The sequence below is a fragment of the Azospira inquinata genome (genome assembly GCF_018905915.1).
Classification (GTDB): domain Bacteria; phylum Pseudomonadota; class Gammaproteobacteria; order Burkholderiales; family Rhodocyclaceae; genus Azospira; species Azospira inquinata.
This window is the reverse complement of record NZ_CP064782.1, coordinates 2,522,682-2,548,396: the sequence shown is the minus strand read 5'-3', so window position 1 is coordinate 2,548,396 and position 25,715 is coordinate 2,522,682. Positions and strand designations below refer to the sequence as shown.

23 protein-coding genes are annotated in these 25,715 nt (G+C 64.6%); 4 read left to right on the top strand and 19 right to left on the bottom strand.

Features of this window, described 5'->3' with window-relative positions; translation table 11 throughout:
- Window positions 1–13: 13 nt before the first annotated feature.
- The 3 genes from Azoinq_RS11680 to Azoinq_RS11670 form a co-directional block, all read right to left on the bottom strand.
- Window positions 14–1,036, bottom strand: a complete 1,023-nt coding sequence (locus tag Azoinq_RS11680) for a transglutaminase family protein (protein WP_216128883.1) — start codon at window positions 1,034–1,036, stop codon at window positions 14–16.
- A gap of 7 nt (window positions 1,037–1,043) precedes the next feature.
- Window positions 1,044–3,575 (bottom strand): circularly permuted type 2 ATP-grasp protein, encoded by a 2,532-nt coding sequence (locus Azoinq_RS11675; protein WP_216128885.1) that lies wholly within the window; start codon window positions 3,573–3,575, stop codon window positions 1,044–1,046.
- A 93-nt stretch (window positions 3,576–3,668) separates the two neighbouring features.
- A complete protein-coding gene (locus Azoinq_RS11670) occupies window positions 3,669–7,004 on the bottom strand; it encodes a transglutaminase family protein (protein WP_216128887.1) in 3,336 nt (1,111 codons plus the stop codon).
- Window positions 7,005–7,648: 644 nt separating this feature from the next.
- Between Azoinq_RS11670 and Azoinq_RS11665 the strand changes: the two genes are divergently transcribed.
- On the top strand, window positions 7,649–8,968 hold the full coding sequence (locus Azoinq_RS11665) for a cytochrome c (RefSeq protein ID WP_216128890.1): 1,320 nt from the start codon (window positions 7,649–7,651) through the stop codon (window positions 8,966–8,968).
- 10 nt (window positions 8,969–8,978) lie between these two features.
- Window positions 8,979–9,890: a c-type cytochrome gene (locus Azoinq_RS11660; protein WP_232368475.1), complete on the top strand. Its 912-nt coding sequence runs from the start codon at window positions 8,979–8,981 to the stop codon at window positions 9,888–9,890.
- 52 nt (window positions 9,891–9,942) lie between these two features.
- Here the strand turns inward: Azoinq_RS11660 and Azoinq_RS11655 are convergent, their stop codons facing one another.
- The 9 genes from Azoinq_RS11655 to Azoinq_RS11615 all read right to left on the bottom strand — a co-directional run bounded on the left by Azoinq_RS11655 (window position 9,943) and on the right by Azoinq_RS11615 (window position 18,971).
- Entirely contained in the window at window positions 9,943–10,602 is a 660-nt protein-coding gene (locus tag Azoinq_RS11655; protein ID WP_216128894.1) for a response regulator transcription factor, read from the bottom strand.
- Window positions 10,592–12,388: a sensor histidine kinase gene (locus Azoinq_RS11650; protein ID WP_216128896.1), complete on the bottom strand. Its 1,797-nt coding sequence runs from the start codon at window positions 12,386–12,388 to the stop codon at window positions 10,592–10,594. The genes Azoinq_RS11655 and Azoinq_RS11650 overlap by 11 nt, the downstream gene beginning before the upstream one ends.
- Window positions 12,389–12,567: 179 nt before the next feature.
- Complete coding sequence (locus tag Azoinq_RS11645; protein ID WP_216128898.1) at window positions 12,568–13,296, bottom strand: proteasome-type protease; 729 nt, start codon at window positions 13,294–13,296, stop codon at window positions 12,568–12,570.
- Between the two features lie 122 nt (window positions 13,297–13,418).
- Entirely contained in the window at window positions 13,419–14,360 is a 942-nt protein-coding gene (locus Azoinq_RS11640) for an alpha-E domain-containing protein (protein ID WP_216132002.1), read from the bottom strand.
- Between the two features lie 70 nt (window positions 14,361–14,430).
- Window positions 14,431–15,855 carry a circularly permuted type 2 ATP-grasp protein gene (locus Azoinq_RS11635; RefSeq protein WP_216128900.1) on the bottom strand — a complete coding sequence of 475 codons (1,425 nt, stop codon included), beginning with the start codon at window positions 15,853–15,855 and terminating at the stop codon, window positions 14,431–14,433.
- Between the two features lie 386 nt (window positions 15,856–16,241).
- Complete coding sequence (locus tag Azoinq_RS11630; RefSeq protein ID WP_216128902.1) at window positions 16,242–17,162, bottom strand: CobD/CbiB family protein; 921 nt, start codon at window positions 17,160–17,162, stop codon at window positions 16,242–16,244.
- Between the two features lie 259 nt (window positions 17,163–17,421).
- Window positions 17,422–18,078, bottom strand: a complete 657-nt coding sequence (locus tag Azoinq_RS11625; protein ID WP_216128903.1) for a CoA pyrophosphatase — start codon at window positions 18,076–18,078, stop codon at window positions 17,422–17,424.
- Window positions 18,068–18,322 (bottom strand): hypothetical protein, encoded by a 255-nt coding sequence (locus tag Azoinq_RS11620; RefSeq protein WP_232368474.1) that lies wholly within the window; start codon window positions 18,320–18,322, stop codon window positions 18,068–18,070. Before Azoinq_RS11620 ends, Azoinq_RS11625 begins: the two co-directional genes overlap by 11 nt.
- A 22-nt stretch (window positions 18,323–18,344) precedes the next feature.
- Window positions 18,345–18,971, bottom strand: a complete 627-nt coding sequence (locus tag Azoinq_RS11615) for a retropepsin-like aspartic protease family protein (protein ID WP_232368473.1) — start codon at window positions 18,969–18,971, stop codon at window positions 18,345–18,347.
- A gap of 46 nt (window positions 18,972–19,017) precedes the next feature.
- Here Azoinq_RS11615 and Azoinq_RS11610 point away from each other — a divergent pair, with 46 nt between their 5' ends.
- On the top strand, window positions 19,018–19,731 hold the full coding sequence (locus Azoinq_RS11610; protein ID WP_216128905.1) for a type 1 glutamine amidotransferase: 714 nt from the start codon (window positions 19,018–19,020) through the stop codon (window positions 19,729–19,731).
- A 76-nt stretch (window positions 19,732–19,807) separates the two neighbouring features.
- Here the strand turns inward: Azoinq_RS11610 and Azoinq_RS11605 are convergent, their stop codons facing one another.
- The 6 genes from Azoinq_RS11605 to Azoinq_RS11580 form a co-directional block, all read right to left on the bottom strand.
- Window positions 19,808–20,302 (bottom strand): YajQ family cyclic di-GMP-binding protein, encoded by a 495-nt coding sequence (locus Azoinq_RS11605; RefSeq protein ID WP_216128907.1) that lies wholly within the window; start codon window positions 20,300–20,302, stop codon window positions 19,808–19,810.
- Window positions 20,303–20,389: 87 nt separating this feature from the next.
- The gene (gene ppnP, locus Azoinq_RS11600) at window positions 20,390–20,704 is read right to left on the bottom strand and encodes a pyrimidine/purine nucleoside phosphorylase (protein WP_216128908.1); all 315 of its coding nucleotides are present in this window, start codon (window positions 20,702–20,704) and stop codon (window positions 20,390–20,392) included.
- Between the two features lie 3 nt (window positions 20,705–20,707).
- Window positions 20,708–20,929 carry a DUF2788 domain-containing protein gene (locus tag Azoinq_RS11595; protein ID WP_216128910.1) on the bottom strand — a complete coding sequence of 74 codons (222 nt, stop codon included), beginning with the start codon at window positions 20,927–20,929 and terminating at the stop codon, window positions 20,708–20,710.
- A gap of 4 nt (window positions 20,930–20,933) precedes the next feature.
- A complete protein-coding gene (locus tag Azoinq_RS11590) occupies window positions 20,934–22,163 on the bottom strand; it encodes an argininosuccinate synthase (RefSeq protein ID WP_216128912.1) in 1,230 nt (409 codons plus the stop codon).
- 75 nt (window positions 22,164–22,238) lie between these two features.
- A complete protein-coding gene (gene argF / locus Azoinq_RS11585; protein ID WP_216128914.1) occupies window positions 22,239–23,162 on the bottom strand; it encodes an ornithine carbamoyltransferase in 924 nt (307 codons plus the stop codon).
- A 13-nt stretch (window positions 23,163–23,175) separates the two neighbouring features.
- Window positions 23,176–24,348, bottom strand: coding sequence for an aspartate aminotransferase family protein (locus Azoinq_RS11580; RefSeq protein ID WP_216128917.1), 1,173 nt, complete (start codon window positions 24,346–24,348; stop codon window positions 23,176–23,178).
- A 489-nt stretch (window positions 24,349–24,837) separates the two neighbouring features.
- On the opposite strand from Azoinq_RS11580, the gene Azoinq_RS11575 reads away from it, so the two are divergent.
- The gene (locus tag Azoinq_RS11575; RefSeq protein ID WP_216128919.1) at window positions 24,838–25,131 is read left to right on the top strand and encodes a DUF3579 domain-containing protein; all 294 of its coding nucleotides are present in this window, start codon (window positions 24,838–24,840) and stop codon (window positions 25,129–25,131) included.
- Between the two features lie 243 nt (window positions 25,132–25,374).
- Here Azoinq_RS11575 and rpsT read toward each other — a convergent pair whose 3' ends face one another.
- The gene (gene rpsT, locus Azoinq_RS11570; RefSeq protein ID WP_216128920.1) at window positions 25,375–25,641 is read right to left on the bottom strand and encodes a 30S ribosomal protein S20; all 267 of its coding nucleotides are present in this window, start codon (window positions 25,639–25,641) and stop codon (window positions 25,375–25,377) included.
- Between the last annotated feature and the right edge of the window lie 74 nt (window positions 25,642–25,715).

Sequence of the window (25,715 nt, the reverse complement as noted above, 5' to 3'; positions counted from 1 at the left end):
AGCCGGATGGGGCCTAGGGGCTGGGAACTGCCGGCGCAGCCCCGGGCTCCGGGCTTTGCTCCGGCTGCACCGTAACCCGCACCTCCAGGTCGTGGGCGCCCCCCCCCAGGATCACCCCCCGCATGGGGGAAACGTCGCTGAAATCCCGGCCCCAGGCCAGGGTAATGTGTTGCAGGTCGGGCAGAAGATTATTGGTGGGGTCCAGATCCACCCAGCCCACCTCCGGGCAATAGAGGGACACCCAGGCATGGGAAGCATCCGCCCCCACCAGCCGGGGCTGGCCCGGAGGCGGCAGGGTGAGGATGTAGCCGCTCATGTAACGGGCCGGCAGGCCCAGGGAGCGCAGGCAGGCCAACATGAGATGGGCGAAGTCCTGGCACACCCCCCGGCGCTTTTCCAGCACCTCCGCCACCGGGGTGGCCACGGAGGTAGCCTCCTCATCGAACTGGAATTCTCGGTGAATTTTGCCCATCAGGGCCCGGGCCCCGGCCAGCACGGACCGCCCCGGGGGGAAGCAATCGGCGGCAAAGGCGGCAAAAGCCGAAGCCAGGGGCACGAAGGGTGAGGCAAAGAGAAACTGGCTGGCGGCCAGCACCAGGGGGGCCGGAGGATGGCTGGCCCCGGAGTAGCGGAACAGGGCGACGGCTGTTTCCCAGTCCGGCCCCTGGCCCGCCCCCGGGTCCGGCAGGTGGGAAAACACCGTGACCCGGGTTTCCGCCCGCACCACCAGGCAGTCATGGGGGGTTTCAAAGGCCAGCAGGGTCACCGGATTGCCAAAGGCGTCCTGGCGGGTGAGGCGCAGGGCCGGTTCCGGGCTCAGGCTTAAGGCCTGGGAACGGATGTGCTGCCAGGGCAGGTCCCGAGGGGCCAGATGGAGCAGCTGCTGGGACAGGGCCACGGGATGGCCGTAGCGGTATTCGGTTTCGTGGATCACCCGGTAGCTGGCCTGGTCGGCACCGGCCGCCAGAAGGCCATCGGCCTCCGGCAAGGGCGAGGGAAGCTTGTCCCCGGGCAGGGTAAGGGGAAGTTCGGCCATGGTGTGCTCAGGCCGCCAGAATCTGGCGGCTCACGTCCCCCACATGGGTGAAATAGCGCATGGCCAGACGGTCCGACAATTCATAGACCATAGCGGACAGGGCCCCCAAATGGTCGGACATTTCCCCGCAGGCGGCCCGCACGCCCCCCGGTTCCCCTTCCTCCCCATCCAGGGCGGACAAATCCACCCCATTGAGGCGCAGCAGCAGTTCATCCAATTCGGAGCTGGGGTCCCCCCCCAATTCCTTCACCAGCCGGTTCAGATAGCGGCTGGCCACCCGCACCTGGAAGGCCACGGAATGGGGGTTGTCCTCGTCCAGCACCACCAGGTCCAGCACCGGCAGTAACTGGGGCTGAGCCAGATAGCGGGAGCGGTAGGTAATGCTGCTGTCCGCCTGCTCCAGGAGCCATTCCAGGCCCTCCCGACGATGCAGGGGGGCCGGGCCGTCCCGATCCAGGAAGCGGCCCACGGCGGAGGACAGAAACTGGAGCCGCTCCAGGCGCCGCCCCAGGACGTGGAAACGCCAGCCCGGGTCCCGGGTCATGTTGTCGATGGTGAAACCGGCCAGGGCCGCCAGGGAGAGCAGGGTCTGGTCGAGGAAGGCGAGGATTTCCGCCAGTTCCGCCCGGCTCTGGAGCACCCCCTGCCAGTCCTGGATGAGCCGGTTGATGGCGTGCCAGTGGTCCAGGGAAAGCCGCTCCCGCACCTGGGTAGCGGACCAGTGGAGGCGGCGCAGATTGGCCGCCAGCCCGGCCCCCCAGTCTTCCTCCAGGATGGCGGTGGTGAGCCGGTGGGACAGGTCCGAGGCATAGCCTTCCTCGGCCTCGCCCCGAGGCGGCACCAGGCCCAGGCCCACCCCCACTTCCAGGGCGGAGGCCAGGGCCGGACCGGGCTTGCCCCCCCCTTCCACCAGGCGGCTCAACACCATGCGGAGGAAGCGGGCCAGGGCGTCGCAGCGTTCCGAATAGCGGCCCAACCAGAAGAGGTTTTCCACCACCCGGGAGGAGAGGTGGCGTCCGCCCCGGACCAGATCCCGCAGGCCGATGGAGGTTTTCAGCAGAGAGAAGGTGGATACCGGGCCTTCGCTCAACACCCAGGTGTCCTTGCTGCTACCGCCCCGCTGCATGGATATCACCCGGGCGTTGGCACTGCCCGCCGCCCGGGTCAGGCCCCCGGGCATCACCACATAACCCTCCGGGGTGGCCGCCGCATAGACCCGCAGGCCCACGGCCCGGGAATGGAGGCGGCGCTCATGGGTGCGGCTCCAGATGGGGGCCTGGGACAGGCTCACTAGTTCCTGGGCCACATAGGCCTGGGGCTGGGCTTCCAGGGCCGCCAGCAGGGCTTCCCGGTCCCGGCCCTTGAGATCGGCGCCGAAAATGGGATCGATGCGCTTCCCCGGGAAGGTGGGCTTGATCACCAGCTTGTCCAGGTGTTTCCGGGTGTAATCCAGGGCCGGGGCCTCGCCGCACCACCAGGTGGCAATGGAGGGCATGCGCAGCTCCTCCCCCAACAGGCGGCGGCTGATGGCGGGGAGAAAACCCAGCAGAGCGGCGGATTCCAGCACCCCGCTGCCCAGGGCGTTGGCCACCAGCACCCGGCCCGCCCGCACCGCCTGGAGCAGCCCGGGCACCCCCAGGGCCGAATCCCCCCGCAATTCCAGGGGATCGCAGAAATCGTCGTCCTGGCGCCGCAGAATGGCATGGACCCGGCGCAGGCCGGTGAGGGTCTTGAGGAAAACCGTCTCCCCCCGCACCGTCAGATCCTGACCTTCCACCAGGGGAAAGCCCAGGTAGCGGGCCAGATAGGCGTGTTCAAAATAGGTTTCGTTGTAGGGCCCAGGGGTGAGAAGAACGATCAGGGGCACCTCCCCCGGGTCGCAGGGGGCCTGGTAGGTGAGCTGTTCCTGGATGCCCCGGAAAAAGGAGGCCAGATGCTCCACCTTCAAATCCCGGAACAACTCGGGAAACACCCGGGAGACGATGAGCCGGTTTTCCAGGGAATAGCCCGCCCCGGAAGGGGCCTGGCTGCGGTCCGCAATGACCCACCAGCGGCCGTCCGGGGAGCGGGCCAGATCCACCGCGTAAAAGTGCAGATAGGTGTTGTCCGCCTGGGCCACGCCCCGGCAGGGCCACAGATAGCCCCCGTGGCCATAGACCAGGGCCGGGGGAATCAGGCCTTCCGCCAGCAGTTGCTGGGGCCCGTAAATGTCCGCCAGGATGGCGTTGAGCAGCCGGGCCCGCTGGGCCACCGCCCCGGCCAGGGACTGCCATTCCTCCGCCGGCAGGATGAGGGGCAGCAGATCCAGTTCCCAGGGCCGGTCCGCCCCCTTGGGGTCCGCATAGACGTTGTAGGTGACCCCGTTTTCCTGGATGCGCCGGGCGGCAAAGGCCCGCCGCTGGCGCATCTGTTCCGGGGAGGCCCTGTCCAGGTGATTGAAAAAGGTTTCCCAGTGGGGCCGCACCTGCCCGTCCGGCGCCATTAATTCATCGTAGCGGCCGGAAGACTGGGCATAGGCGGAAAGCAGGGTACGGGCCATGGAAAGGGAGAGACAGGATAAGGGAGAAAAATACGGCCCCCGGCGGCGGACAAGGCCCCCGGACGGGGGCGCTGGCCCGGCTCACCGGGAGGCTCAGACGCGGCGCAAGTCTAGCGTAAACGGGAAGGCCGGGTTGGTGGCCTCGTCCTCTAAAGCAGCGGACACGGCCAGCCCCCCCGGCGTATGGCCCATGGGAAAAAAGCGGGCCTGGCGGCGGCTTTCCGCTTCAAAAGCATTCACCGGGAAGGTTTCGAAATTGCGTCCGCCCGGATGGCTCACATGGTACTGGCAGCCCCCCAGGGAGCGCTGCATCCAGGTATCCACCAGGTCGAAAACCAGGGGGGCATGGACGCCGATGGTGGGATGGAGGCAGGAGGCGGGTTGCCAGGCCCGGTAACGCACCCCGGCCACATATTCCCCCACCACCCCGGTGGGCCGCAGGGGCACCGGATGGCCGTTGCAGGTGACCACAAAGCGATCCGGCGCCAGGCCCGTGACCTTGACCTGGAGCCGCTCCACGGAGGAATCCACGTAACGCACCGTGCCCCCCACGGCGCCCTCTTCCCCCATCACATGCCAGGGTTCCAGGGCGTGGCGCAGTTCCAGTTCCGCTCCCTGGGTGGCAAACCGGCCGATTTTGGGGAAGCGGAATTCAAAATGGGGAGCGAACCAGCGGGGTTCCAGGGGATAACCCGCCGCCCCCATTTCCGCCAGCACATCGTTGAAATCCTGGGCCAGGAAATGGGGCAGCATGAACCGGTCGTGGAGCTCCGTGCCCCAGCGGGCCAGGCGTTCCGGGGCATAGGGCGTTTTCCAAAAGCGGGCCACCAGGGCCCGGAGCAGGAGTTGCTGGGTCAGGCTCATGCGGGCATGGGGCGGCATTTCAAAGGCCCGCAGTTCCAAAAGCCCCAGGCGCCCCGTGGGGCCGTCCGGAGAAAAGAGCTTGTCGATACAGAATTCGGAACGGTGGGTATTGCCGGTAACGTCCACCAGCAGATTGCGCAGCAGCCGGTCCACCAGCCAGGGAGGCACAGGCTCCCCAGGGGCAGGGAATTGGCGGAAGGCGATTTCCAACTCGTAGAGGGCGTCGTTACGGGCCTCATCCACCCGGGGCGCCTGGGAGGTGGGGCCGATGAAGAGCCCGGAGAACAGGTAGGACAGGCTGGGGTGGTTGTGCCAGTAGGAAACCAGGCTGCGCAGCAGGTCGGGGCGGCGCAGGAAGGGGGAATCCGCCGGTCCGGCGCCCCCCAGCACCATGTGATTGCCTCCCCCGGTGCCCGTATGACGGCCATCCAGCATGAATTTTTCCGTGGACAGGCGGGACTGGTGGGCCGCCTCATAGAGGTGGGTGGTCCGGTCCACCAGCTCATCCCAGCTGCGGGAGGGATGGATATTGACCTCGATCACCCCCGGGTCCGGGGTGACCCGGAAATGGTCCAGGCGGGGATCGGCGGGGGGCTCGTAGCCTTCCAGCACCACGGGCATGTGCTGGGCGGCGGCGGTGGCTTCCACGGCGGACAGCACCTCCAGGTAGTCCTCCAGGCAGCCCGTGGGGGGCATGAAAATGTACATCACCCCATGGCGGGGCTCGGCGCAGAGGGCGGTGCGGGTAATCCAGGCAGCTGATTCTCCGGCATGGGGATGGGGCTCGGTGCACAGCCCGGCGGCATGGGCCGCCCGGTGCGTCCCGGCCGGGACGGGGGAGGCCGCCTGACGGGCCTGGGAGCGAATGGGCCGGTAGGGGGACAGGGGCGGATAGGGGGCGGCGGGGTCGGGCTGGTGCAGATAGGGGTACTCGGCCCGGCTCACCCAGGGCTGGGAATCCAGGGGCAGGCGGTAGCCCAGGGGGGAATCCCCGGGCACCAGATAGCAGCGGTCGCCCCGGAGGAACCAGGGCCCGGTCTGCCACTGGCCGCTGGCCGGATTGCGCATCAAGGGCAGCACCTGGCCCACGGCCTGGGGCAGGCCCCGGGTGTAGATGCGCATCAGCCGTTCCCGTTCCAGGGGGTCTTCCAGCTTGGAATCGAAGGGATCCACATTGGCGGGCAGGCGCCGTTCCCGCCACAGGTAATAGAACACGTCCTCATAGGCGGGGAAGACATGGCGGGATTCCAGGCCCAGGCGCTCCGCCACTTCGGCCAGGAAAAGGCCGGCCTTTTTTTCGTCCGCCCCGTAATTCTGGGACTCGTCCGCGTAAAGCTCGGGATTTTCCCAGAGGGGCTGGCCGTCCCGGCGCCAGAAGCAGTTGAGGGACCAGCGGGGCAGCTGTTCCCCCGGATACCACTTGCCCTGGCCAAAGTGCATGAGGCCCTGGGGCGCGTATTTTTCCCGCAGGCGATGGAACAGATCCGCCGCCAGAAAGCGCTTTTTCGGCCCCAGGGCTTCCGTATTCCATTCCGCCCCATCCGGGTCATCCATGGATACGAAGGTGGGTTCTCCCCCCATGGTGAGGCGCACGTCCTGGGCTTCCAGATCCTGGTCCACCCGGTGGCCCAGGGCTTCAATGGTCTGCCACTCCGCCTCCGTGTAGGGCTTGGTCACCCGGGGCGCTTCCCAGATGCGGGCCACCCCCATGTGGTGGGAAAACTCGCACTCGCACTCATCCACCAGGCCGGTGATGGGGGCGGCGGAGCCGGGCTCGGGGGAGCAGGCCAGGGGAATGTGACCCTCCCCGGCAAAAAGGCCGGAGGTGGGGTCCAGGCCCACCCAGCCCGCCCCGGGGAGATAGACCTCGCACCAGGCGTGGAGGTCGGTGAAGTCCTGTTCCGGGCCGGAGGGGCCGTCCAGGGATTTCACATCCGCCTTCAGTTGAATCAGGTAGCCGGACACGAAGCGGGCCGCCAGGCCCAGATGGCGCAGCAGCTGGCAGAGCAGCCAGGCCGAATCCCGGCAGGAGCCGGACCCCTTGGTCAGGGTTTCCTCCGGAGTCTGGACCCCGGGCTCCAGACGGATGGTGTAGGCAATGTCCTGGGACAGGCGCTGATTAATGGCCACCAGAAAATCCACGCTGGGGGCCGGGGCCTTGGGAATGGCCGCCAGATAGCGCTGAAAGCGGGGGGTGGCGGGCAGCTGGTAGAGATAGGGGGCCAGCTCGTGGCGTTGCAGGGATTCGTAGGTGAAGGGGATTTTTTCCGCCCGGGGCTCGAGGAAAAAATCAAAGGGATTGATGACGGTCATTTCCGCCACCAGATCCACCTCCACCCGTAGTTCCCGGGTCTTTTCCGGAAACACCAGCCGGGCCAGGTAATTGGCCTGGGGGTCCTGCTGCCAGTTGATGAAATGCTGCTCCGGCGTCACCTTGAGGGAATAGGACAGGATGGGCGTCCGGCTGTGGGGGGCGGGGCGCAGGCGCACCACCTGGGGCCCCAGCTGAATGGGCCGGTCGTAGTGATAGTGGGTAACGTGGTTCAAGGCGACGTGTAGGGACACAGGAAACTCCGCAGCGCGAGATATATAGCCCGTTAGCAAGAGCCGGACCAGGGAAAAAATTCCGCCGGAATAGCTAACGACCGGAAGCTGGCCCGGGGCCGGAGGGAACCCTCCCCTGCCCGCCAGCCCCGGGGATCAGGGGGCCTTTGCCCTGATCTGGCCCGATCCGGCCCGGCCCGCCCCGGCCCTAAAGCGCCAGGCTCCAGGCTTTCCGGTCCGCCCTTCCCTGGCCCGCACCGCACCAGGGCCGGGCACCCCCTCCCCTGTCGCACCGAATCGGGGCCTGGCTCCCGGGCTAGGGGCGGGATGGGGCAAGCAAAAACGGCTGGCACGGGCACGGCCCCAAACGGGGGAAAACCGGACCAGTGTAGGGAGCCCATATTGCAATTGGCTGACGCGGCTGGAGCGGGCCGCCCCCCCGGGGCGGCGGACAGGCCCTTGTCATAACCCCCCGTCCCCCCGTTGCCTTTCCCGAGCCCCCAACCCGGCCCCGGTCAATACACGAAATTGCCGAGGGCCCCGGCAGTTTTGCGGATAGGCGGCCCGGGGGGCCTCGCCTAAGCTTGGTCCATGGTCCCGGGCAGGATCGGATGGGCCTGAAGCCCACCGCCCCGGGACCCCCGGCATAACAAGGGAGATACGCCATGAACAAGAAAACCTGGTGGATGGGCGGAGTCGGAGGGGGGATCTGCGCCACCCTGCTGGCCACCGCCTATCCGGCCCTGGGCCTCAATCAAGCCGCCGCCCCCCGCGCCTTTGCCCCCGAACTGGTACGTCAGGGGGCCTACCTGGCCCAGGCCGGGGACTGCATTGCCTGCCACACCGGGCCCCAGGGCCAACCCTTCGCCGGGGGCCTGGCCATGAAAATGCCCATCGGCACCCTCTACTCCACCAACATCACCCCCGATCCCCGCTATGGCATCGGCCAATACACCTATCCGGAATTTGTCCGGGCGGTGCGCCAAGGGGTGGCGGCGGATGGCCACCGGCTCTATCCGGCCATGCCTTACCCGTCCTACGCCAAGGTCACGGACCAGGACATGGAAGCCCTCTACGCCTATTTCATGGCCGGGGTGAAACCGGTGGCCCAGGCCAATCGGGACAACGACATTCCCTGGCTGCTCAGCATGCGCTGGCCCCTGGCCATCTGGGACTGGCTCTTCGTCAAGGCGGAGCGCTTCCAGCCCCTGGCCACCCAGGACGCCACCTGGAACCGGGGCGCCTATCTGGTGCAAAGCCTGGGCCACTGCGGCTCCTGCCATACCCCCCGGGGCCTGGGCTATCAGGAAAAGGCCCTGAGCCAGGCGGACGGGGACCAGTATCTGGCTGGGGCCAAGATCGACGGCTGGTACGCCAAGAGCCTGCGGGGTGAATCCGGCCCCGGCTTGGGCCGCTGGAGCACCACCGACATCGTCCAGCTCCTGAAGACGGGCCGTACCAGCCAGGCCGCCGCCTTCGGCGCCATGACCGAGGTGGTGAGCCACAGCACCCAGCATTTGACGGACGGAGACCTGCTGGCCATCGCCACCTATCTGAAATCCCTGCCCCCGGGCAAAAACAACCTGACGGACACACCGCCTGCGGATGGGGGCCGGACCCTGCAAGCCCTTAACGCGGGGGACTACCGTCAGGCGGGGGCCACGGGCTACGTGGAATTCTGCGTCACCTGCCACCGGGCCGACGGCACCGGCTTCTCCCGGGTCTTCCCCGCCCTGGCGGGCAATCCCTCGGTGATGGCCAAGGACCCCACTTCCCTGATCCGTATTGTCCTGGCCGGCGGCCACATGGCCACCACCCAGCACGACAAGCTCCATTTCGCCATGCCCGCCTTCACCCAGCTGAGCGACCAGGAGGCCACGGACATCCTGAACTTTATCCGCAGCAGCTGGGGCAACCGGGCCGACCGGGTGAGCCTGGGCGAGGTGGCCGCTGTGCGCAGCGCCCTGCCCCCGGCCCATGAGTGAGGAGAGCACCATGAAAACCACAAAAACAATCCGCCAACGCCCGGGGCTGCGTCCCCTCACCCTGGCCTGCCTGGGCATCCTGGTCAGCCTGGGAGCCCTCAATCTCCCGGCCCGGGCCGATAACGACGGCGCCCAGGCCAAGGCCCCGGCGAATCTGCCCAAAATCCGGGCGCCCCACGACAGCGCCCTGCCCCCCGGACCCCAGGGGGACCAGATCCGCTATGGTCGCCGCCTGCTAACGGAAACCAAGCGCCTGCTGCCGGACCATGTGGGGGATGCCCTCAATTGCACCAGCTGCCACCTGGCCGGGGGCAAAACCCCCAAGGGTTCCCCCTTCGTCGGAGTGGCCCACCGTTACCCGGCCTACAATCCCCGGGCTGGCCGGGTGGTCACCCTGGAAGAGCGCATCAACGGCTGTTTCCTGCGCTCCATGAACGGCAGCAAGGTGCCCCCGGAATCCAAGGAAATGCAGGCCATGGTGGCCTACATGAACTGGCTCTCCAAAGACACCCCGGCCAACGGCAAGGTCCAGGGGGGCGGGGTGGGCAAAATCAACAAGGATTTGCTGCCCGATCCGGTGAATGGCAAGCGGGTCTATGACGCCCAATGTGCCGTCTGCCACGGCCAGAACGGGGAAGGGGTGAAGAACGCCCGGGGCGAATATGTGTTCCCGCCCCTGTGGGGCAAGGACTCCTTCAATGTGGGGGCGGGCATGGCCCGGACCTACACGGCGGCGGCCTTTGTCAAAAACAACATGCCCATCGGCCACGGCCTCAACGCCCCCCTGGGGCAAGGCGGCGTCCTGAACGATCAGGAGGCGGTGGATGTGGCGGAATATTTCTCTCACCAGCCCCGGCCCGATTTCCCGGCCAAGGTGAATGACTGGCCCAAGGGCGGCAAGCCCAAGGACGCCCGCTACTAAGCCTCGCCCCCTGGCCGTAGCGGCTTTGGCGCCCCGGACGCGGGCGGAGTGACTAGGACTCCGCCAGCAGTTCCGGGGCGATTTTCATAATTAGCTGGGCCAATTCCGCCGCCGAACGGAGATCCAGCTTTTCCACCAGATGGTTGCGGTGGGCCTGGACCGTCTTGTCGCTGATGCCCATGGCCCGGGCGATGGCCTTGTAACTCCAGCCCCGGGCCAGGCCCACGGCCACTTCCCGTTCCCGCTCGGTGAGGCTGAAAAAGCGTTCCCGGGCTGCCTTCCAGGCATCCTGCTGGCTGGTTTCGGCCACGGAGCGGCGCACCGCCTGGGCAATGGCGTCCAGGAGAGCCTGATCCTTGAAGGGCTTTTCCAGAAATTCCACCGCCCCCTGCTTCATGGCCTGGACCGCCGTCCCCACGTCCCCGTGGCCGGTGATGAAGACGATGGGCAGGGCACAGCCGATTTCTCCCAGCCGCTGTTGCAGCTCCAGACCGCTCATGGTGGGCATGCGCAAATCCAGCACCAGACAACCGCAGCCCAGATCTCCGGCAGCGGCCGCTGCGAGAAACTGCTCCGCCGCCCCGTATTCCGCCGCCCGCCAGCCTAGGGATTCCACCAGAAAGGCCACGGAGCGGCGCATGGCGGCATCGTCATCCACCACATGGATGGTGGCCTGGGGGGCTTCGGCCAGGGAAGGAAAACTAGGGGACATGGGCAGGTTCCTCGCAGGGCAGACTGATTTCCATCACCAGACCGGGCCCGCCGTCTTCCGGGGAATGGGCGGCGATGGCCCCACCGTGGGCTTCCAGGATGCGCTGGCACATGGATAGCCCCAGGCCCACCCCGTCTTCCTTGGTGGTAAAAAAAGGTTCAAACAGCCGTTCCCGGTCCCCGGGGGCCAGGCCCCGACCCCGGTCCGCCACGGCCAGAGTGACCCGGCCCGGGGCCCGGCCCAGGATCAGGGAAATGGCCCGGCGCTCTTCGGGCAAATCCCGGGCTGCGTCATAGGCATTTTTCAGAAGATTGAGGAGCACCTGCTGGAGTTGCAGGGCATCCCCTTCCACGGTCAGACCCGCCAGACAGCCGCTCTCCGACGCGCCGGAAGGGCCGCAATGGAGCTGGATGTCCGGGGCCCGGGCCACCATGCCGCGAAACAGCACCACGGTCTCCCGGGCCAGGGCACACAGGTCCAGGGGCGCCTTGCGCACCGGCCGCTTGCGGGAAAAGGCCCGCACCTGCTCCATCACCCGGGCGGCCCGTTCCGCCTGCTGTTCGATGGTCTGGCAGCCTTCCAGCAGAGGCGCCGGGTCCAGGCGGCCCCCCTGAATGCGGTAGGTCATGCCCCGGGCGAAATTGCCGATGGCGGCCAGGGGCTGGGCCAATTCGTGGGCCAGCATGGAGGACATTTCCCCCAGCACCCCCAGGCGCCCCAGGTGATCCAGCTTTTCTTCCTGGCGCCGGGCCGCTTCTTCCGCCTGCTGACGGGCTTCCAGGGCCGCCTGGAGTTCCCGAGTGCGGCGATGGACCAGCACTTCCACCCGCACCGAGTGGGCAGCCATGGCGGCCAGCACCAGCAGAGCCAGGGCCAGGCCCCACCAATAGTCCCGCAGCAGGGACCACAGGTCCCGGGGGCCCAGGGCCGCATAGGGACCAATGCCCAGGTCCCGGAACACCCCGTGCACCGGCTGGTAATCCGTGGGCACGGTCCACGCCACCCCGTTGCTGGGGGGCAAGCTGAAGAGTAGATGGGAGACCCGCCGGGTCAGATCATAGGGGGTGCCCCGCAGGGCGGCCAGGGACCAGTCCGGATAAAGGGGGGTGGAGTGGCGGCAGCCCAGTTCGTCCCCCCGGACCTCCCCCAGCACCTTGAAATCCCCGGCCTTGACCCGACCCGCCGCCACCAGGTGTTCCAGCACGCAGGCTCGGACAATGCCCCCATCCACCTCCCCTTTCCCCACCGCCTCCACGATGTGGTTCAGGGGAAAGCCGGAGAAAATCAGGGCGGCAAAATCCCGCCGGGGCTCCACCCCGGCCCGGCGCAGTTCCCGCCAGGCCAGCTGGTAGCCGCTGAAGGCATCCTCGCTCACCGCCATGACCCGCTGGCCCTTGAGGTCCGTAAGCCGGTTCAAATCTCCCCGGTCGGCCCGCACCAGAATGGTGGAAGCCACGCTATGGCTGGGGGAAAGTCGGGGGGAGCTTTCCAGGGTGGCAAGGCGCATGGCCCCGGACTTGGCTTCCATTTCCACGAAAAAGCCGCTGCTGGCGATGAAAAAATCCACCTCCCGGCGTTCCACCGCCCCCCGCAGCCCGGCCAGATCATAGGCTTGCAGGCGCACCCCCCGGTCCCCCAGGGCCCGTTCCAAGGAGCTGGCAAAGGGCTGCCACTCCCGCTCCGCCGCCGGGGCCCCCTCCGGGGCCAGAACGCCGATGCGCACAACCGGCGGGGCGGCCAGGGCACTGGGGCCCAGACCCAGGAGGCAGGCCATGATCAGAAACATCCGCCCCAGCCAGCCCCAAGGGGCCTGCCCCCGGCGGGGGAGCCCCGCCCAGGAGCGTTCCTCTGCCGGCAAAGGATAAGCGCTGGCCCCGGGGCCGGAGCAATCCCGGCTCGGGAGAACCGTCGAGCCACCCCGCCCGGGGACCCGGAGGAGGCGATTGGGGTAAATCGGTGCCTGCCTCAATCCCACTCCGGGTCCGGCAGTTCGGCGAAGACCTGGCGCAGCCGTTCCCCCCACTGGTTGCGGATCAGGGTGAAATAGGGATTGTCCTGGCCGATCTTGATCTGGTGGGTGACCCGGAAGCCATCCTTTTCATAGACCAGCAAATCCAGGGGCAGGCCCACGGAAAGGTTAGAGCGGATGGTGGAATCCATGGAAATGAGGGCGCATTTGGCCGCCTCGTCCAGGCCCGCCACCTTTTTCACCACCCGATCCACAATGGGCTTGCCGTACTTGGATTCGCCGATCTGGAAATAGGGGGTGTCGGGGGAAGATTCGATGAAATTACCGGCGGCGTAGATCTGGAACAGGCGGGGCGCCTCGCCCCGGATCTGTCCCCCCAGGATGAGGCCGGCGGCGAATTCCACATTGAATTCCTGGAGCGCCTCCGCATCCCGCTTATGCACCTCCCGCAGGGCGTCCCCCACCAGCCGGGCCGCCTCGAACATATTGGGGGCGTTGTAGAGATTGGGCTTGTCCGGGGAGCCCAGGTGTTCGTTGAGAATATTCACCACGGACTGGCTAATGGACAGGTTGCCCGAGGTAAGGAGCACCAGCACCCGGTCTCCGGGGCGCTCCCAGACGTTCATTTTGCAGAAGGTGTTGATGTGATCCACCCCCGCATTGGTGCGGGAATCGGAAAGGAAAACCAGGCCCGCATCGAGCCCCATGGCGACGCAATAAGTCATGACGGTGACGGCAGTAGGGAAGGAGGAATGGTAACGGCGGGCCGCCGCTCCGGCAATGGCCGGGCGGACAGGCGCCGCCGGAAAGAAAAACAGCCCCCGGGCAAATCCGGGGGCCAGGGGCCTCAGGTGGCCGGCACCAGGAAATCCTGGGAAATATGGTTGCCCAGGTCGTAGATGGCATCCATGAAGTCGGTAAGGTATTCGTGCAGCCCCCCAGCCAGAATGTCCTCGGTGCGGGCGTAATGGAGCCGGGCGTGGAGCAGGCCGGAGCGGCGGCAGGTCTCGGCGGACTGCTTGTTGGCCACCAGGCTAAGCATGTAATCCACCTTATCCAGACAGTGGTGCAGGGAGCGGGGCATGTCCTTGCGCAGCATGAGCAGTTCCACCACCCGAGCCGGGGTAATCACGTCCCGGTACACCTTGCGATACACCTCAAAGGCAGACAGGGAGCGGAGCAAGGCACCCCACTGGTAGAAATCCGTCACCCCGTTGCCCTCGTCCCCGTTCTGGAGAAAGTGGTATTTCACGTCCAGGATGCGGGCCGTGTTGTCGGCCCGTTCCAGCAGGCCCCCCAGGCGGATGAAGTGGGCGGCCTCGTCCAGTAGCAGGGTGCCCAGGGTGACGCCCCGGATCAGGGCGGTGCGCATTTTCACCCACTCGAAAAATTCCGTGATGCCCCCGGCCCGGATCTGATCAAAGCTCTGGTGGCGCAACTCGATCCAGGTGGAATTGATGGTTTCCCACATTTCCGAGGTCAGGGTGCCCCGCACCGCGTGGGCATTTTCCCGGGTGGAACTGAGGCAGCTGTAGATGGAGGAAGGATTGTCCTCGTCCCGCACCATAAAGCGCATCACATTGGCGGCGGTGGGCTCCCCGTAGGCTTCCGCAAAGGGCTTTTCCAGGCTGTTGAGGACGATCACGGCATGCCAGTTCTGGTTGGCCGCCGCTTCGCTCTGGGGCACCAGGGACATCTGGTAGGTCACGTCCAGCAACCGGGCCAGGTTTTCCGCCCGCTCGGTATAGCGGGACATCCAATAAAGGTGGTCGGCAGTACGGCTCAGCATCATGTGCTCCGTTTTTTCGCGCTTGTTACAGATGGTCTCCCCGGCGGCTTTCACCGCCGGGCTTCCGTGCTCAGTCTTCCAGCACCCAGGTGTCCTTGGTGCCGCCCCCTTGGGAGGAATTCACCACTAGGGAGCCTTCCCGCAGGGCCACCCGGGTCAGGCCGCCGGGCACCATGGTCACTTCCTTGCCGGACAGGACAAAGGGGCGCAGGTCGATATGGCGGGGGGCGATGCCCGCGTCCACATAGGTGGGGCAGGTGGACAGGGCCAGGGTGGGCTGGGCGATGTACTTGTCCGGATGGGCTTCCAGACGCTGGCGGAAGACTTCGATTTCCGCCCGGGTGGAGGCGGGCCCCACCAGCATGCCGTAGCCCCCGGCGCCGTGCACCTCCTTCACCACCAGCTCGGGAAGGTGGGCCAGGGTATAGGCCAGGTCCTCCGGCTTGCGGCACATGTAGGTGGGCACGTTGTGCAGGATGGGTTCTTCCCCCAGGTAAAAACGCACCATGTCCGGCACATAGGGGTAGATGGACTTGTCGTCCGCCACCCCGGTGCCCACGGCGTTGGCCAGGGTTACCCGGCCCGCCCGGTAGGCCCGCAGAATGCCCGGCACCCCCAGCATGGAATCGGGACGGAACACCTGGGGATCCATGAAGTCATCGTCGATACGCCGGTAGATCACATCCACCCGTTGGGGCCCCTGGGTGGTGCGCATGTACACCGTGTCGTTCTCCACGAACAGGTCCCGGCCTTCCACCAGCTCAATGCCCATTTGCTGGGCCAGGAAGGTGTGTTCGAAGTAGGCGCTGTTGTAGGCCCCCGGGGTGAGCAGCACCACCGTGGGGTCGGACACCCCGTTGGGGGCCGAGGCCCGCAGGGTTTCCAAAAGCAGATCCGGATAGTGTTCCACCGGGGCAATCTTGTTGCTGGCGAAGAGTTCGGGGAAGAGGCGCATCATCATCTTCCGGTCTTCCAGCATATAGGACACCCCGGAGGGCACCCGCAGGTTGTCCTCCAGCACGTAGAACTCCCCGGCCCCGGCCCGCACCAGATCCACCCCGGCGATGTGGGCGTAGGTGTTGGCCGCCACATCCACTCCCCGCATCACTTCCCGAAACTGGGCGTTGTTCTCCACCTGTTCCCGGGGGATTTTCCCGGCCTTGAGAATTTCCTGGTCGTGGTAGATGTCGTGGAGAAACAGATTCAGGGTCTTCACCCGCTGCCGCAGCCCGGCCTTCAGGGTCAGCCATTCCTGGGAGGGAATGATGCGGGGAATGATGTCGAAGGGAATGAGCCGCTCCGTGCCCCCTTCTTCCCCATACACGGCAAAGGTGATGCCGACCCGGCGGAAGGCGATATCCGCCTCCACCCGCTTGCGGGCAATGCGATCCGCTGGGGTATTGCCCTGCCACTGGAGATAGGAACGGTAGTGGTCCCGCACGGCGCCATCGCTGCCGCCGCAATACATTTCGTCGTAATAGGTGGGTTTGCTCATGGTTTTATAGCCGTTTCAGTATTGGCTAATACTTGCCTAGCAGAGGCCGTGCCAGGTGAGAAAATTCAAACAGCTCATAGACTTAATATAACGCCCAGCCCATGACCGGGGAATTTTTCTCCGGGATCGCACCAAAACCGAGCATGCCGCGCCCCCCTGGTGCGGTCTCTAGCCCGCCCCTGCCAGCCCGGAAGGGACGCCCCAAACACAGGCATTCCCCATCATCCCCCCCAAGCTTTGCAAGGCCTTTGCAGACCTGCCACCTTTTACCCCTGAGCGGCAATCCTGGCCCGCCCCGCCCCATCCGATCCCCGGCCATAAAAAAAGGCCCGTCCGGGCCTGATAGTGCAGGGGGCGGCCCGGGCCGCCCCCTCAGGGAAAAGGCGCTACCCCACCCAGGAAGCCACGCCCAGGAGCAGGAGCAGCAGCAACCACAGCACCAGGGCCCGCCACACCAAGCCCACCGTACTTTGCATGAAATCCGCGTCCGCCTCTTCCCCCAGGCCCAGATCGGCCCGTTCCGTGAGTTCCCCGTTTTCCACCAAGGGCTGGCCCAGACGCACCCCCAGGGCACCAGCCCCGGCGGCCAGAATCACGCCCCGATCCGGGTCTTCCCATTGGGCCGCCTGATTGCGCCAGCAGTAAATGGCGTCTTCAAAATCCCCCACGATGGCGAAAAACACTGCGGTCACCCGGGCGGGCACCCAGTCGATGAGGGCAAAGGCCTGACGGGGGAAATCCCCGAATTCGCCAAAATCCTCCCGGCGCTGCCGTCCCCAGCGTTGGGCCAGAAGGGCGGCCAGACGATAGACGATGGCCCCAGCAGGACCGGGCAATACCAGAAACCAGAGCACCACGGCAAAAACGTGGCGGTGGGAAGCCACCAGGGCTTCTTCGATGGACAGCCGGGCCACCTCGCTGGAGGAGAGATTTTCGGCGCTGCGCCCCCGCCAGGCCCCCAGCAGTTGGCGGGCCCGGGCCAAATCACCGCAGCGCAAGGCTAGATGAATATCGGTGAAATAGTGGCTGAACTGGCGAAAGCCCAGGGTCAGATAGAGCACCGCCACATTCCAGGCCCAGGCCAGCAGGGGGCTGATCCAATCCAGGAGAAAATAGACGGCGGTCACCACCAGCACGGGGGGCAAGAGGGCGGCGCACCAGCCCAGCAGGCCATGGCGGCGTTCCCCCGCATTCAGGCGGTCTTCAAGGAAATCAGCCCAATGCAGGGCCGGGTCCAGGAACAGGCGACGGGACAGGGGACGCAGCTGTTCCAGCAACAGGGCGGCAATTAGGGAAAGTAGGCTCATCCCGGGTCAAAATCATCCATAAAGCACGGCCACAGGCCGGGAAATCCAGCCCCGGGCCAGGGACGCCTCCCTGGTTCCGGTGACCGGCGGGGGCACCAAGATACCACAAAACCCGGACGCCAGGCCCGGCCCCGCCACGAGGATGAAACGTTAACAGACGTTAGCGAATTTTACGCGGAGATCGGCACCATTTCCCCCAACAACTTCCCTCCAGGGGCTTGCCTCCTCCTTGTCCCCTTCCCCTTTTTCTACCAGGGACCTAAAGCCGCCTCTCCCCTTCTTCCAACAGACTGGCTAGGGACAGGATCATGCCGGCGGTGGCGCCCCAGATGAAATATTTGCCGTAGGGCAGGGCGAAGTATTCCCGTTCCCGGCCCTGCCACATCACCCGGTGGCGCTGGCGATTGGCTGGGTCCAGAAGAAAGGCCAGGGGCACCTCGAAAATCTCCGCCACCTCAAAGGGGTCGGGCACCAGGGCCAGGGGCGGACGCAAGGCCCCCACCACCGGGGTGACGCGAAAGCCCGTACTGGTGCGGTATTCGGGGAGACAGCCGAAAAGCTGGACCTGGGCCGGGTCCAGACCCACCTCTTCCCGGGCTTCCCGCAGGGCGGTCTGGTGGGGGCCCGTGTCTTCCGGCTCCCGACGCCCCCCGGGGAAACTGATCTGGCCCGGATGGTCCTTGAGATGGGCGCTGCGCAGGGTGAGAAGCACGGACACCCCCTCGGGACGGCAGACCAGGGGGAAAAGCACGGCGGCGGGGGTCAGAATGCCTCGATCGGCCACCCCGGCTTCCACCACGGGCGGCCGAGGGCGATCCGTGGCCGCCAGCAGACGGGCCAGGGGTTGAAGTTCCTCAGGCAGGGGGAAATCCCCTGCCGCCCCGGGGCGGGGCGCCCCTCCTGCTTCAAGCCCCATCAATACGGGCCTGCACCGAGGCCAGGGCGTCTTGCAGCAAATCCTCGGGCAAGCCGTTGATCAGGGAGGAAAGGAGATTGGCCGCCGCCATGGCTCCGGCGGGTAAACGGGCCGTATCCAGTTCAGCCACCAGAGCCGCCGCCGCTCCCACGCTTTGGAGCAGGGTTTGGCGCTCGGACATGAGCATTTCGATTTCCTGGCCGAGCATGACGGACTTACCCAGCGTTTTTTTCCCTGAAGGCATACCTTTTCCTAGTCGATAAATTTCAATAACGGCGGCGCAATACCATGCGCTCCCCGTCCCGTTGCATTTCCATGCGATTGAGGAAACTCATCCCCAACAGCACCACAGGCAGGTCCTTGTCATGGACCAGCCCTTCCACGTTGGTGAGGGTCAGCCCCCCCACGGTGACTTTGTTCAGATTAACCCGGTAGGCCCGCACCGGGCCGTCCGCCGTCTGGATCATGGCTGGCGTCCCCTGGCTGGCATCCACCCCGGCCCGGCGGGCATCGCTCCGCCCCATGGACACCAGGGTGGCCCCCGTATCCACCAGGAAGCGGACCGTGGTGCCATTGACCATGCCGGTGGTCATGAAATGGCCGTTGCCGTCGGCGGACAGCACCACGGAGGCCTGGTCCCCGCCCCCAACCGAGACCACCTGCTGGCCCACCCGCAGATTGCGGCGCTGGCCCCCCACTTCCACCACGGCACTGTTGCTGCCCACGGAAATGAGCTTAATGCCCCCGTCTCCGGTTTTTCCTACGCTGAAGATGCGGGGCGATCCCCCATCCACGGAGAGCATGGCCTTGCCCGGCATCAACCCGGCCAGGGCCACATCCACGGCCTCTGCTCCGGCAGAAACCCCCAGCAGACATAGGCAGGTCACCAGCACCCGGCTAAAATGCCCCGGTCTTTCCTTTATACCCTTCCCCAACACCATGCGCCCCATTGCCATTTTTCGCCACTCCCCCACTGAAGGTCCGGGTTATTTTGCCACATTCCTGGAAGCTCACGGCCTCGCCTGGGAACTCATTCCGGTGGACGAAGGCGCCCCCATTCCCGCCTCCGCCCAGGCCTACAGCGGCCTGTGTTTCATGGGGGGCCCCATGAGCGTGAATGATCCCCTGCCCTGGATTTCATCGGTCTGCGCCCTGATCCGGGACGCTGTGGCCCATCAAATCCCCGTCCTCGGCCATTGCCTGGGCGGACAACTCATGGCCAAAGCCCTAGGCGGCAAGGTAGGCCCCAACCCGGTAAAGGAAATCGGCTGGGCGGAAGCCCTGGCGGCAAGCGGCCCCACCGCCGCCCACTGGCTGGGCGCCCTGGCGGGGCAGACCGTCACGGTCTTTGAATGGCACGGAGAAACCTTTTCCCGACCCCAGGGGGCGGAAGCCATTCTGGGCAATGCCTATTGCGCCAACCAGATGTTCGCCCTGGGGCCCCATCTGGCCATGCAGTGCCACGTAGAAATGACCCCGACCATGATCGACGCCTGGAACGGCCAATGGGCGGAAGAATGCGCCCACCTGCCCCCCCAACCGTCCATCCAGACCCCGGCCCAGATGGGCGTGGAACTGGCCCAGCGCCTACCCCAGCTGCACCAACTGGCGGACCAGATCTACGGGGTATGGATCAAGGGGCTGGCCCGCTGAGCCTTTGCCCAGGTCTTCAAATAAAAAGGGCGCCTTGGAGCGCCTTTTTTATTGCCTGGACATGGCCAGCGCCCGGTCAGTCCCGGAAATTACCGAACTTGATGGGGAAATCCGCGATGGTCTTGGTCACCAGGGCAATGCAGGACTGGAGTTCGTCCCGCTTGGCCCCCTGCACCCGCACCGTATCCCCCTGGATGGAGGCCTGGACCTTGAGCTTGGAGTCCTTCACCAGCTTGACGATTTTCTTCGCCAGCTCGGTTTCGATCCCCACCTTGATCTTCAGATCCTGCTTCACCTTGTTGCCGGAGATTTTTTGCACCTCCTGGGCATCCAAGCGCTTGGTGCTTTCCTTTTCCTTCTTTTCCATGGCGGGAAAAAGGATGTCCTTGATCTGGCCCAACTGAAAGTCGGAATCCCCGAACAGGGTAATTACCTTGTCCTTTTCATTGAAATCCACCTTGGCGCTGGTGCCCTTGAAGTCGTAGCGGTTGGCAATCTGGCGGGAAATCACGTCCATGGCGTTTTTCAACGCCACCATATCCACTTCGGAGGAAAAGTCGAAAGAAGGCATGCAGACTCCTCAAAACAACGCCGGCCCTAAAGCCGGCGTCTGATTCATGCGAAAAAACGGCCCGGGGAAGCAAGCTCCCCCGCTGTTTTAGCCGTAATAGCAAACGTATTGGTAGGGTTCGCCGCTCACTTCAATGTCGAAACTGGAATTGCCCGGGGCTTTGAAGGACTGGCCGGCACCGTAGGTCTGCCATTCCGTCTGCCCCTGGAGACGCACCCGGCAACTGCCGGAAATGGTTTCCATGATTTCGGGCGCCCCCGTGTTGAAGGTCAGGCTGGAAGGCAGAATCACCCCCAGGGTCTTTTTGCTGCCGTCAGGGAAAAGGACGGTATGGCTGACGCACTTGCCGTCGAAATACACATTGGCGGCTTTCAGCACGGAAACGTTATCGAACTGGGACATGCTTTAGATTCCTGCAACTTTCTCGAAAATGAGCTTGGCGACAAAGCCCAGCATGCCGAAGGAGAGCACGAAAAACAGCACCACTGTTCCGTATTTGCCCGCCTTCGACTTGTAGGCCAGTTCACCAATGATGAACAACATGTAGATCATGAAAGCCCCGATCCCGAAGGTGAGGCCGAAGTTGGAGATTTGCTCCTCCGTGAACCCGAAGAGGGTTCCTTCCATAGAATTACCCCTTGCGTTGCGCCAACTTCGCGGCGATACGCAAGCGGAGTGCATTGAGCTTGATGAAGCCGCTCGCATCCTTTTGATCGTAAGCTCCCGCATCGTCCTCGAACGTGGCAATGGTTGAGTCAAACAGGGAGTCCGTCTTGGAATCGCGTCCCACGACGATGACGTTACCCTTGTAAAGTTTGACCCGCACCACCCCGTTTACGTTCAATTGGGTATGGTCGATGAGGGTTTGCAGGGCCCGACGTTCCGGACTCCACCAGTAGCCGTTGTAGATCACGCTGGCGTAGCGGGGCATGAGATCGTCCTTCAGGTGGGCCACTTCCCGATCCAGGGTGATGGATTCGATGGCACGGTGGGCCTTCAGGAGGATGGTGCCCCCCGGGGTTTCATAGCAGCCCCGGGACTTCATGCCCACGTAGCGGTTTTCCACCAGATCCAGACGGCCGATGCCGTGCTTGCCGCCCAGCTGGTTAAGCTTGGCCAGCAGTTCATGGGCCTTCAGCTTTTCGCCGTTGATGGACACCAGGTCCCCGTGGGCGAATTCCAGATCCAGGTATTCGGCGGCATCCGGGGCCTTTTCCGGGGCCACGGTCCAGCGCCACATTTCCGCTTCCGGTTCGGCGGCCGGATTTTCCAGGTAGCGGCCTTCGTAGGAAATGTGCAGCAGGTTGGCGTCCATGGAATAGGGAGAGCCGCCTTGCTTGTGCTTCATTTCAATGGGAATGTCGTTCTTTTCCGCATAGGCCAGGAGCTTTTCCCGAGACAGCAGATCCCATTCCCGCCACGGGGCGATGACCTTGATGCCGGGCTTCAAGGCGTAGGCGCCCAGTTCGAAGCGGACCTGGTCATTGCCCTTGCCCGTAGCGCCATGGGAGATGGCGTCGGCACCGGTGAGGTTGGCGATTTCCACCAGCCGCTTGGCGATCAGGGGGCGGGCGATGGAGGTGCCCAGCAGGTATTCCCCTTCATAGACCGTGTTGGCCCGGAACATGGGGAAGACGAAATCCCGCACGAATTCTTCCCGCAGGTCGTCGATGAAAATGTTTTCCGGCTTGATGCCGAATTTCAGGGCCTTTTGCCGGGCCGGTTCCAGTTCTTCACCCTGGCCCAGGTCGGCGGTGAAGGTCACCACTTCGCATTGATAGGTGTCCTGCAACCATTTCAGGATCACCGAGGTATCCAAACCGCCGGAGTAGGCCAGCACCACTTTTTTCACGTCGCTCATGACTTCGCTTTCCTGCAATACGTTAAAGCATTAAAAATCTCGGCACGGCCGGGGCTGGTCGCCCCGCCGGGCACCCTATTTATCCAGGCGCCCCAGGAGGAGGTATTCCATCAGGGCCTTTTGGGTGTGGAGGCGGTTTTCCGCTTCGTCCCAGACCCGGGACTGGGTCCCGTCGATCACTTCCGCCGTCACTTCCTCGCCCCGGTGGGCGGGCAGGCAATGGAGGAAAATGGCGTCGGACTTGGCCACCCGCATCATGTCCCCGTCCACCTGCCAATCGGCAAAATCCTTTTTCCGCTCTTCGTTTTCCGCTTCAAAGCCCATGGAGGTCCACACGTCCGTGGTGACGATGTCCGCCCCCCGGGCCGCATCCATGGGATCGGCGAATTGCTCGAAGTGGTCCGTGCCGTAGAGATTGGCCCGTTCCGCTTCCACCTCGTACCCGGGCGGCGTGGAGACATGGACGTTGAAGTCCAGCACTTCCGCGGCCTGAAGCCAGGTGTTGCACATGTTGTTGGAATCCCCGATCCAGGCCACGGTCTTGCCCTGGATGGAGCCCCGGTGCTCGATGACGGTAAAGATGTCCGCCATGATCTGGCAGGGATGGTATTCGTTGGTCAGACCGTTGATGACCGGCACCCGGGAATTGGCGGCAAAGCGCTCGATGATTTCCTGCTCGAAGGTGCGGATCATGACCAGATCGCTCATCCGGGAAATCACCTGGGCCGCATCTTCCACCGGCTCACCCCGGCCCAGCTGGGAATCCCGGGTATTCAGGTAGATGGCGGTGCCGCCCAACTGCTGCATGCCCGCCTCAAAGGAGAGACGGGTGCGGGTGCTGGCTTTTTCAAAAATCATCACCAGGGTCCGGTCCACCAGGGGCCAGTACTGCTGGTAGGACTTGAACCGGTCCTTGATCTGCTTGGTACGCTGGAACAGGTAGTCGAACTCGTCCCGATTGAAGTCGTTGAACTGGAGGAAATGCTTGAGTTCAGCCATGGTCGTCTCCGTCTCAAGCGCCGAGGAAAGCGCGGATCAGAGGGGAGAGGCGACTCACCAGCTCTTCCCCTTCCGCCACGCTGAAATTCAGGGCGGGCAACAGGCGCACCACCCGTTCGGCGGTCACATTGATGAGCAGTCCGGCATCTAGGGCCTGGGTCACCAGACCGCCACAGGGCCGATCCAGCTCAATACCGATCATCAGGCCCTTGCCCCGGATATCCACCACCCCGGACACCCCTTTCAGGGCTTCGGCGAAACCGTGGCGAATGCCATCCCCCACGGTGACGGCGTTTTCCAGCAGGCCTTCCGCTTCCATGGCGCCAATAGTGGTCAGGGCTGCGGTACAGGCCAGGGGATTGCCCCCGAAGGTGGAACCGTGATTACCCGGATGAAACAGACCGGCGGCCTTACCGGCGGCCAGACAGGCGCCGATGGGCACCCCGCCCCCCAGGCCTTTGGCCAGGGAAACCACATCCGGCAGAATGCCCGCGTGCTGGAAGCCGAACCAGGTACCGGTCCGCCCCATGCCGCATTGCACCTCGTCGCAGATCAGCAGCAGTTCCTTGTCGTCGCACAATTGGCGCAGGCCCTGGAGCAGTTCCGGGCTGGCCAGATGGATGCCGCCTTCGCCCTGGATGGCTTCCAGCATCACCGCCACCACGTTCTGGTTGCTATTGACCACCGCTTCGATGGCGGGCAGATCGTTGTAGGGCACCCGCACGAAGCCGGACACCAGGGGCTCGAAGCCCGCCTGGGCCTTGCGGTTACCCGTGGCGGACAGGGTGGCCAGGGTACGGCCGTGGAAGGCCTTTTCCATAACGATCACCACCGGGCTATCCACGCCCTTTTGGTGGCCGTAGAAGCGGGCCAGCTTAATGGCCGCTTCGTTGGCTTCGCAACCGGAATTGCAGAAAAAGACTTCGCTCATGCCGGACAGGGCGGCCAGCCGATCAGACAGCTGTTCCGCCTGGGGAATCCGGTAGATATTGGAAGTGTGCAGCACCTTGGCGGCCTGGGCGGCAATGGCGCTCACCAGCTTGGGATGGTTGTGGCCCAGGGTATTCACCGCAATGCCGGACAGGGCGTCCAGATAGCGCTTGCCTTCCGTATCAATCAGCCAGCTACCTTCTCCGTGGCTGAACGCCACGGGCAGCCGACCATAGGTATTCATCAAATGGGGCATGGGATTTGCCTTGAAATAACGACGGATCAGCCACCGAGTCCGATGGGTAGGGCGAAAACGCAAACGGCGGTCTAAGCCGCCGCTTCGCCAACTTTTTGAGACCGGGGCAAACAGCCGCCGGACGGACCCAGATTCGGTGCCGAATCTTTTTTAGTAAAGGTCGGATGTTAAGGGAAAAACAGGCCTTTGTATATAAGGCCGGGCCGCCCCCGACCCGGCTTTCTGGCCCAAATAGGGCGTCAAATGGCGCCTTCAGCCCTGCTCCCCCGCAGCGCCCGAAGTCCCCCGACCCAGCCTGCCCGGGCCCGCCTCCCTACGCGGCGGCAGACGCTTTCTGTTAGAATCGAAGAAAAACATAATATCGACGCGCCCCAGCATCCCGTTCCGCCTTCCTCGGAGGCGCGCCAAGCATCACACATACAACAGCCGCAAACGTCACCGGTCACCGGCGTTCAAAACCGCAGCGGCACACACCAGAGAAGTGGAGACATGACAGACCAATCTGCGCAGAACTTCATTATCGTGGGGCTGACCCAGCAAGGGAAAAAGTTTCGTCCCAGCGACTGGGCCGAACGGCTGTGCGGCGTCATGTCGGCTTTTGGCGCCGAAAAGCGCATGAAGTATTCCCCCTACGTTTCCCCCTGTACCTGTCAGGGCGTCAAGGCGGTGTTCGTGGACGGCCAGCTCAATCAGCTGGAACCCCGGGCCTACAACTTCATGCGTAACTTTGCCGCGGATAACGAGCTGCAAATTGAAGAAGGGGCGGGCCGCCCCCAGGACTAGCGTCCGGACCACCGGGACGCTTTCCCTTCTCCGCTTTCACCCTACCCGGGAACCGCCAGGAAAAGGGAAAGCGGCTTGGTCAGGCCTAGTTCAATTAGCCCTTCGACCCCGCTTATTCCTATCCCCTTCGCCCTACCCCCTAGCTTCACCCCAGGAATTTCCTGAAGCATCATCTGAATCCAGGAATTCCAGGCAATAAAAAACGGCGCCAAAGCGCCGTTTTTTACGGAAGCCCGAAAACGTTCAGGCGGCCATCGCCTTGATCGCGGCGCACAGACGGCTCTTGTTACGAGACGCTTGGTTCTTGTGCACGATCTTCTTGTCGGCGATGCGGTCGATGACGCTGACGGATTCTTGGAACACGTTTTGAGCGGCGGCTTTATCGCCGGCGTCAATCGCCTTACGCACACGCTTGATCGCCGTGCGCAGCGTGGAACGCAGGCTGGCGTTGTGAGCGCGTTGCTTGTCGGCTTGGCGGGCGCGTTTGCGGGCTTGAGCGCTGTTGGCCATGGATTTGTCCTGATTACGGGTTGATCTAAAACGCGAGATTGTACCTACCGAATGGAGTGCTTGCAAGACAAAAT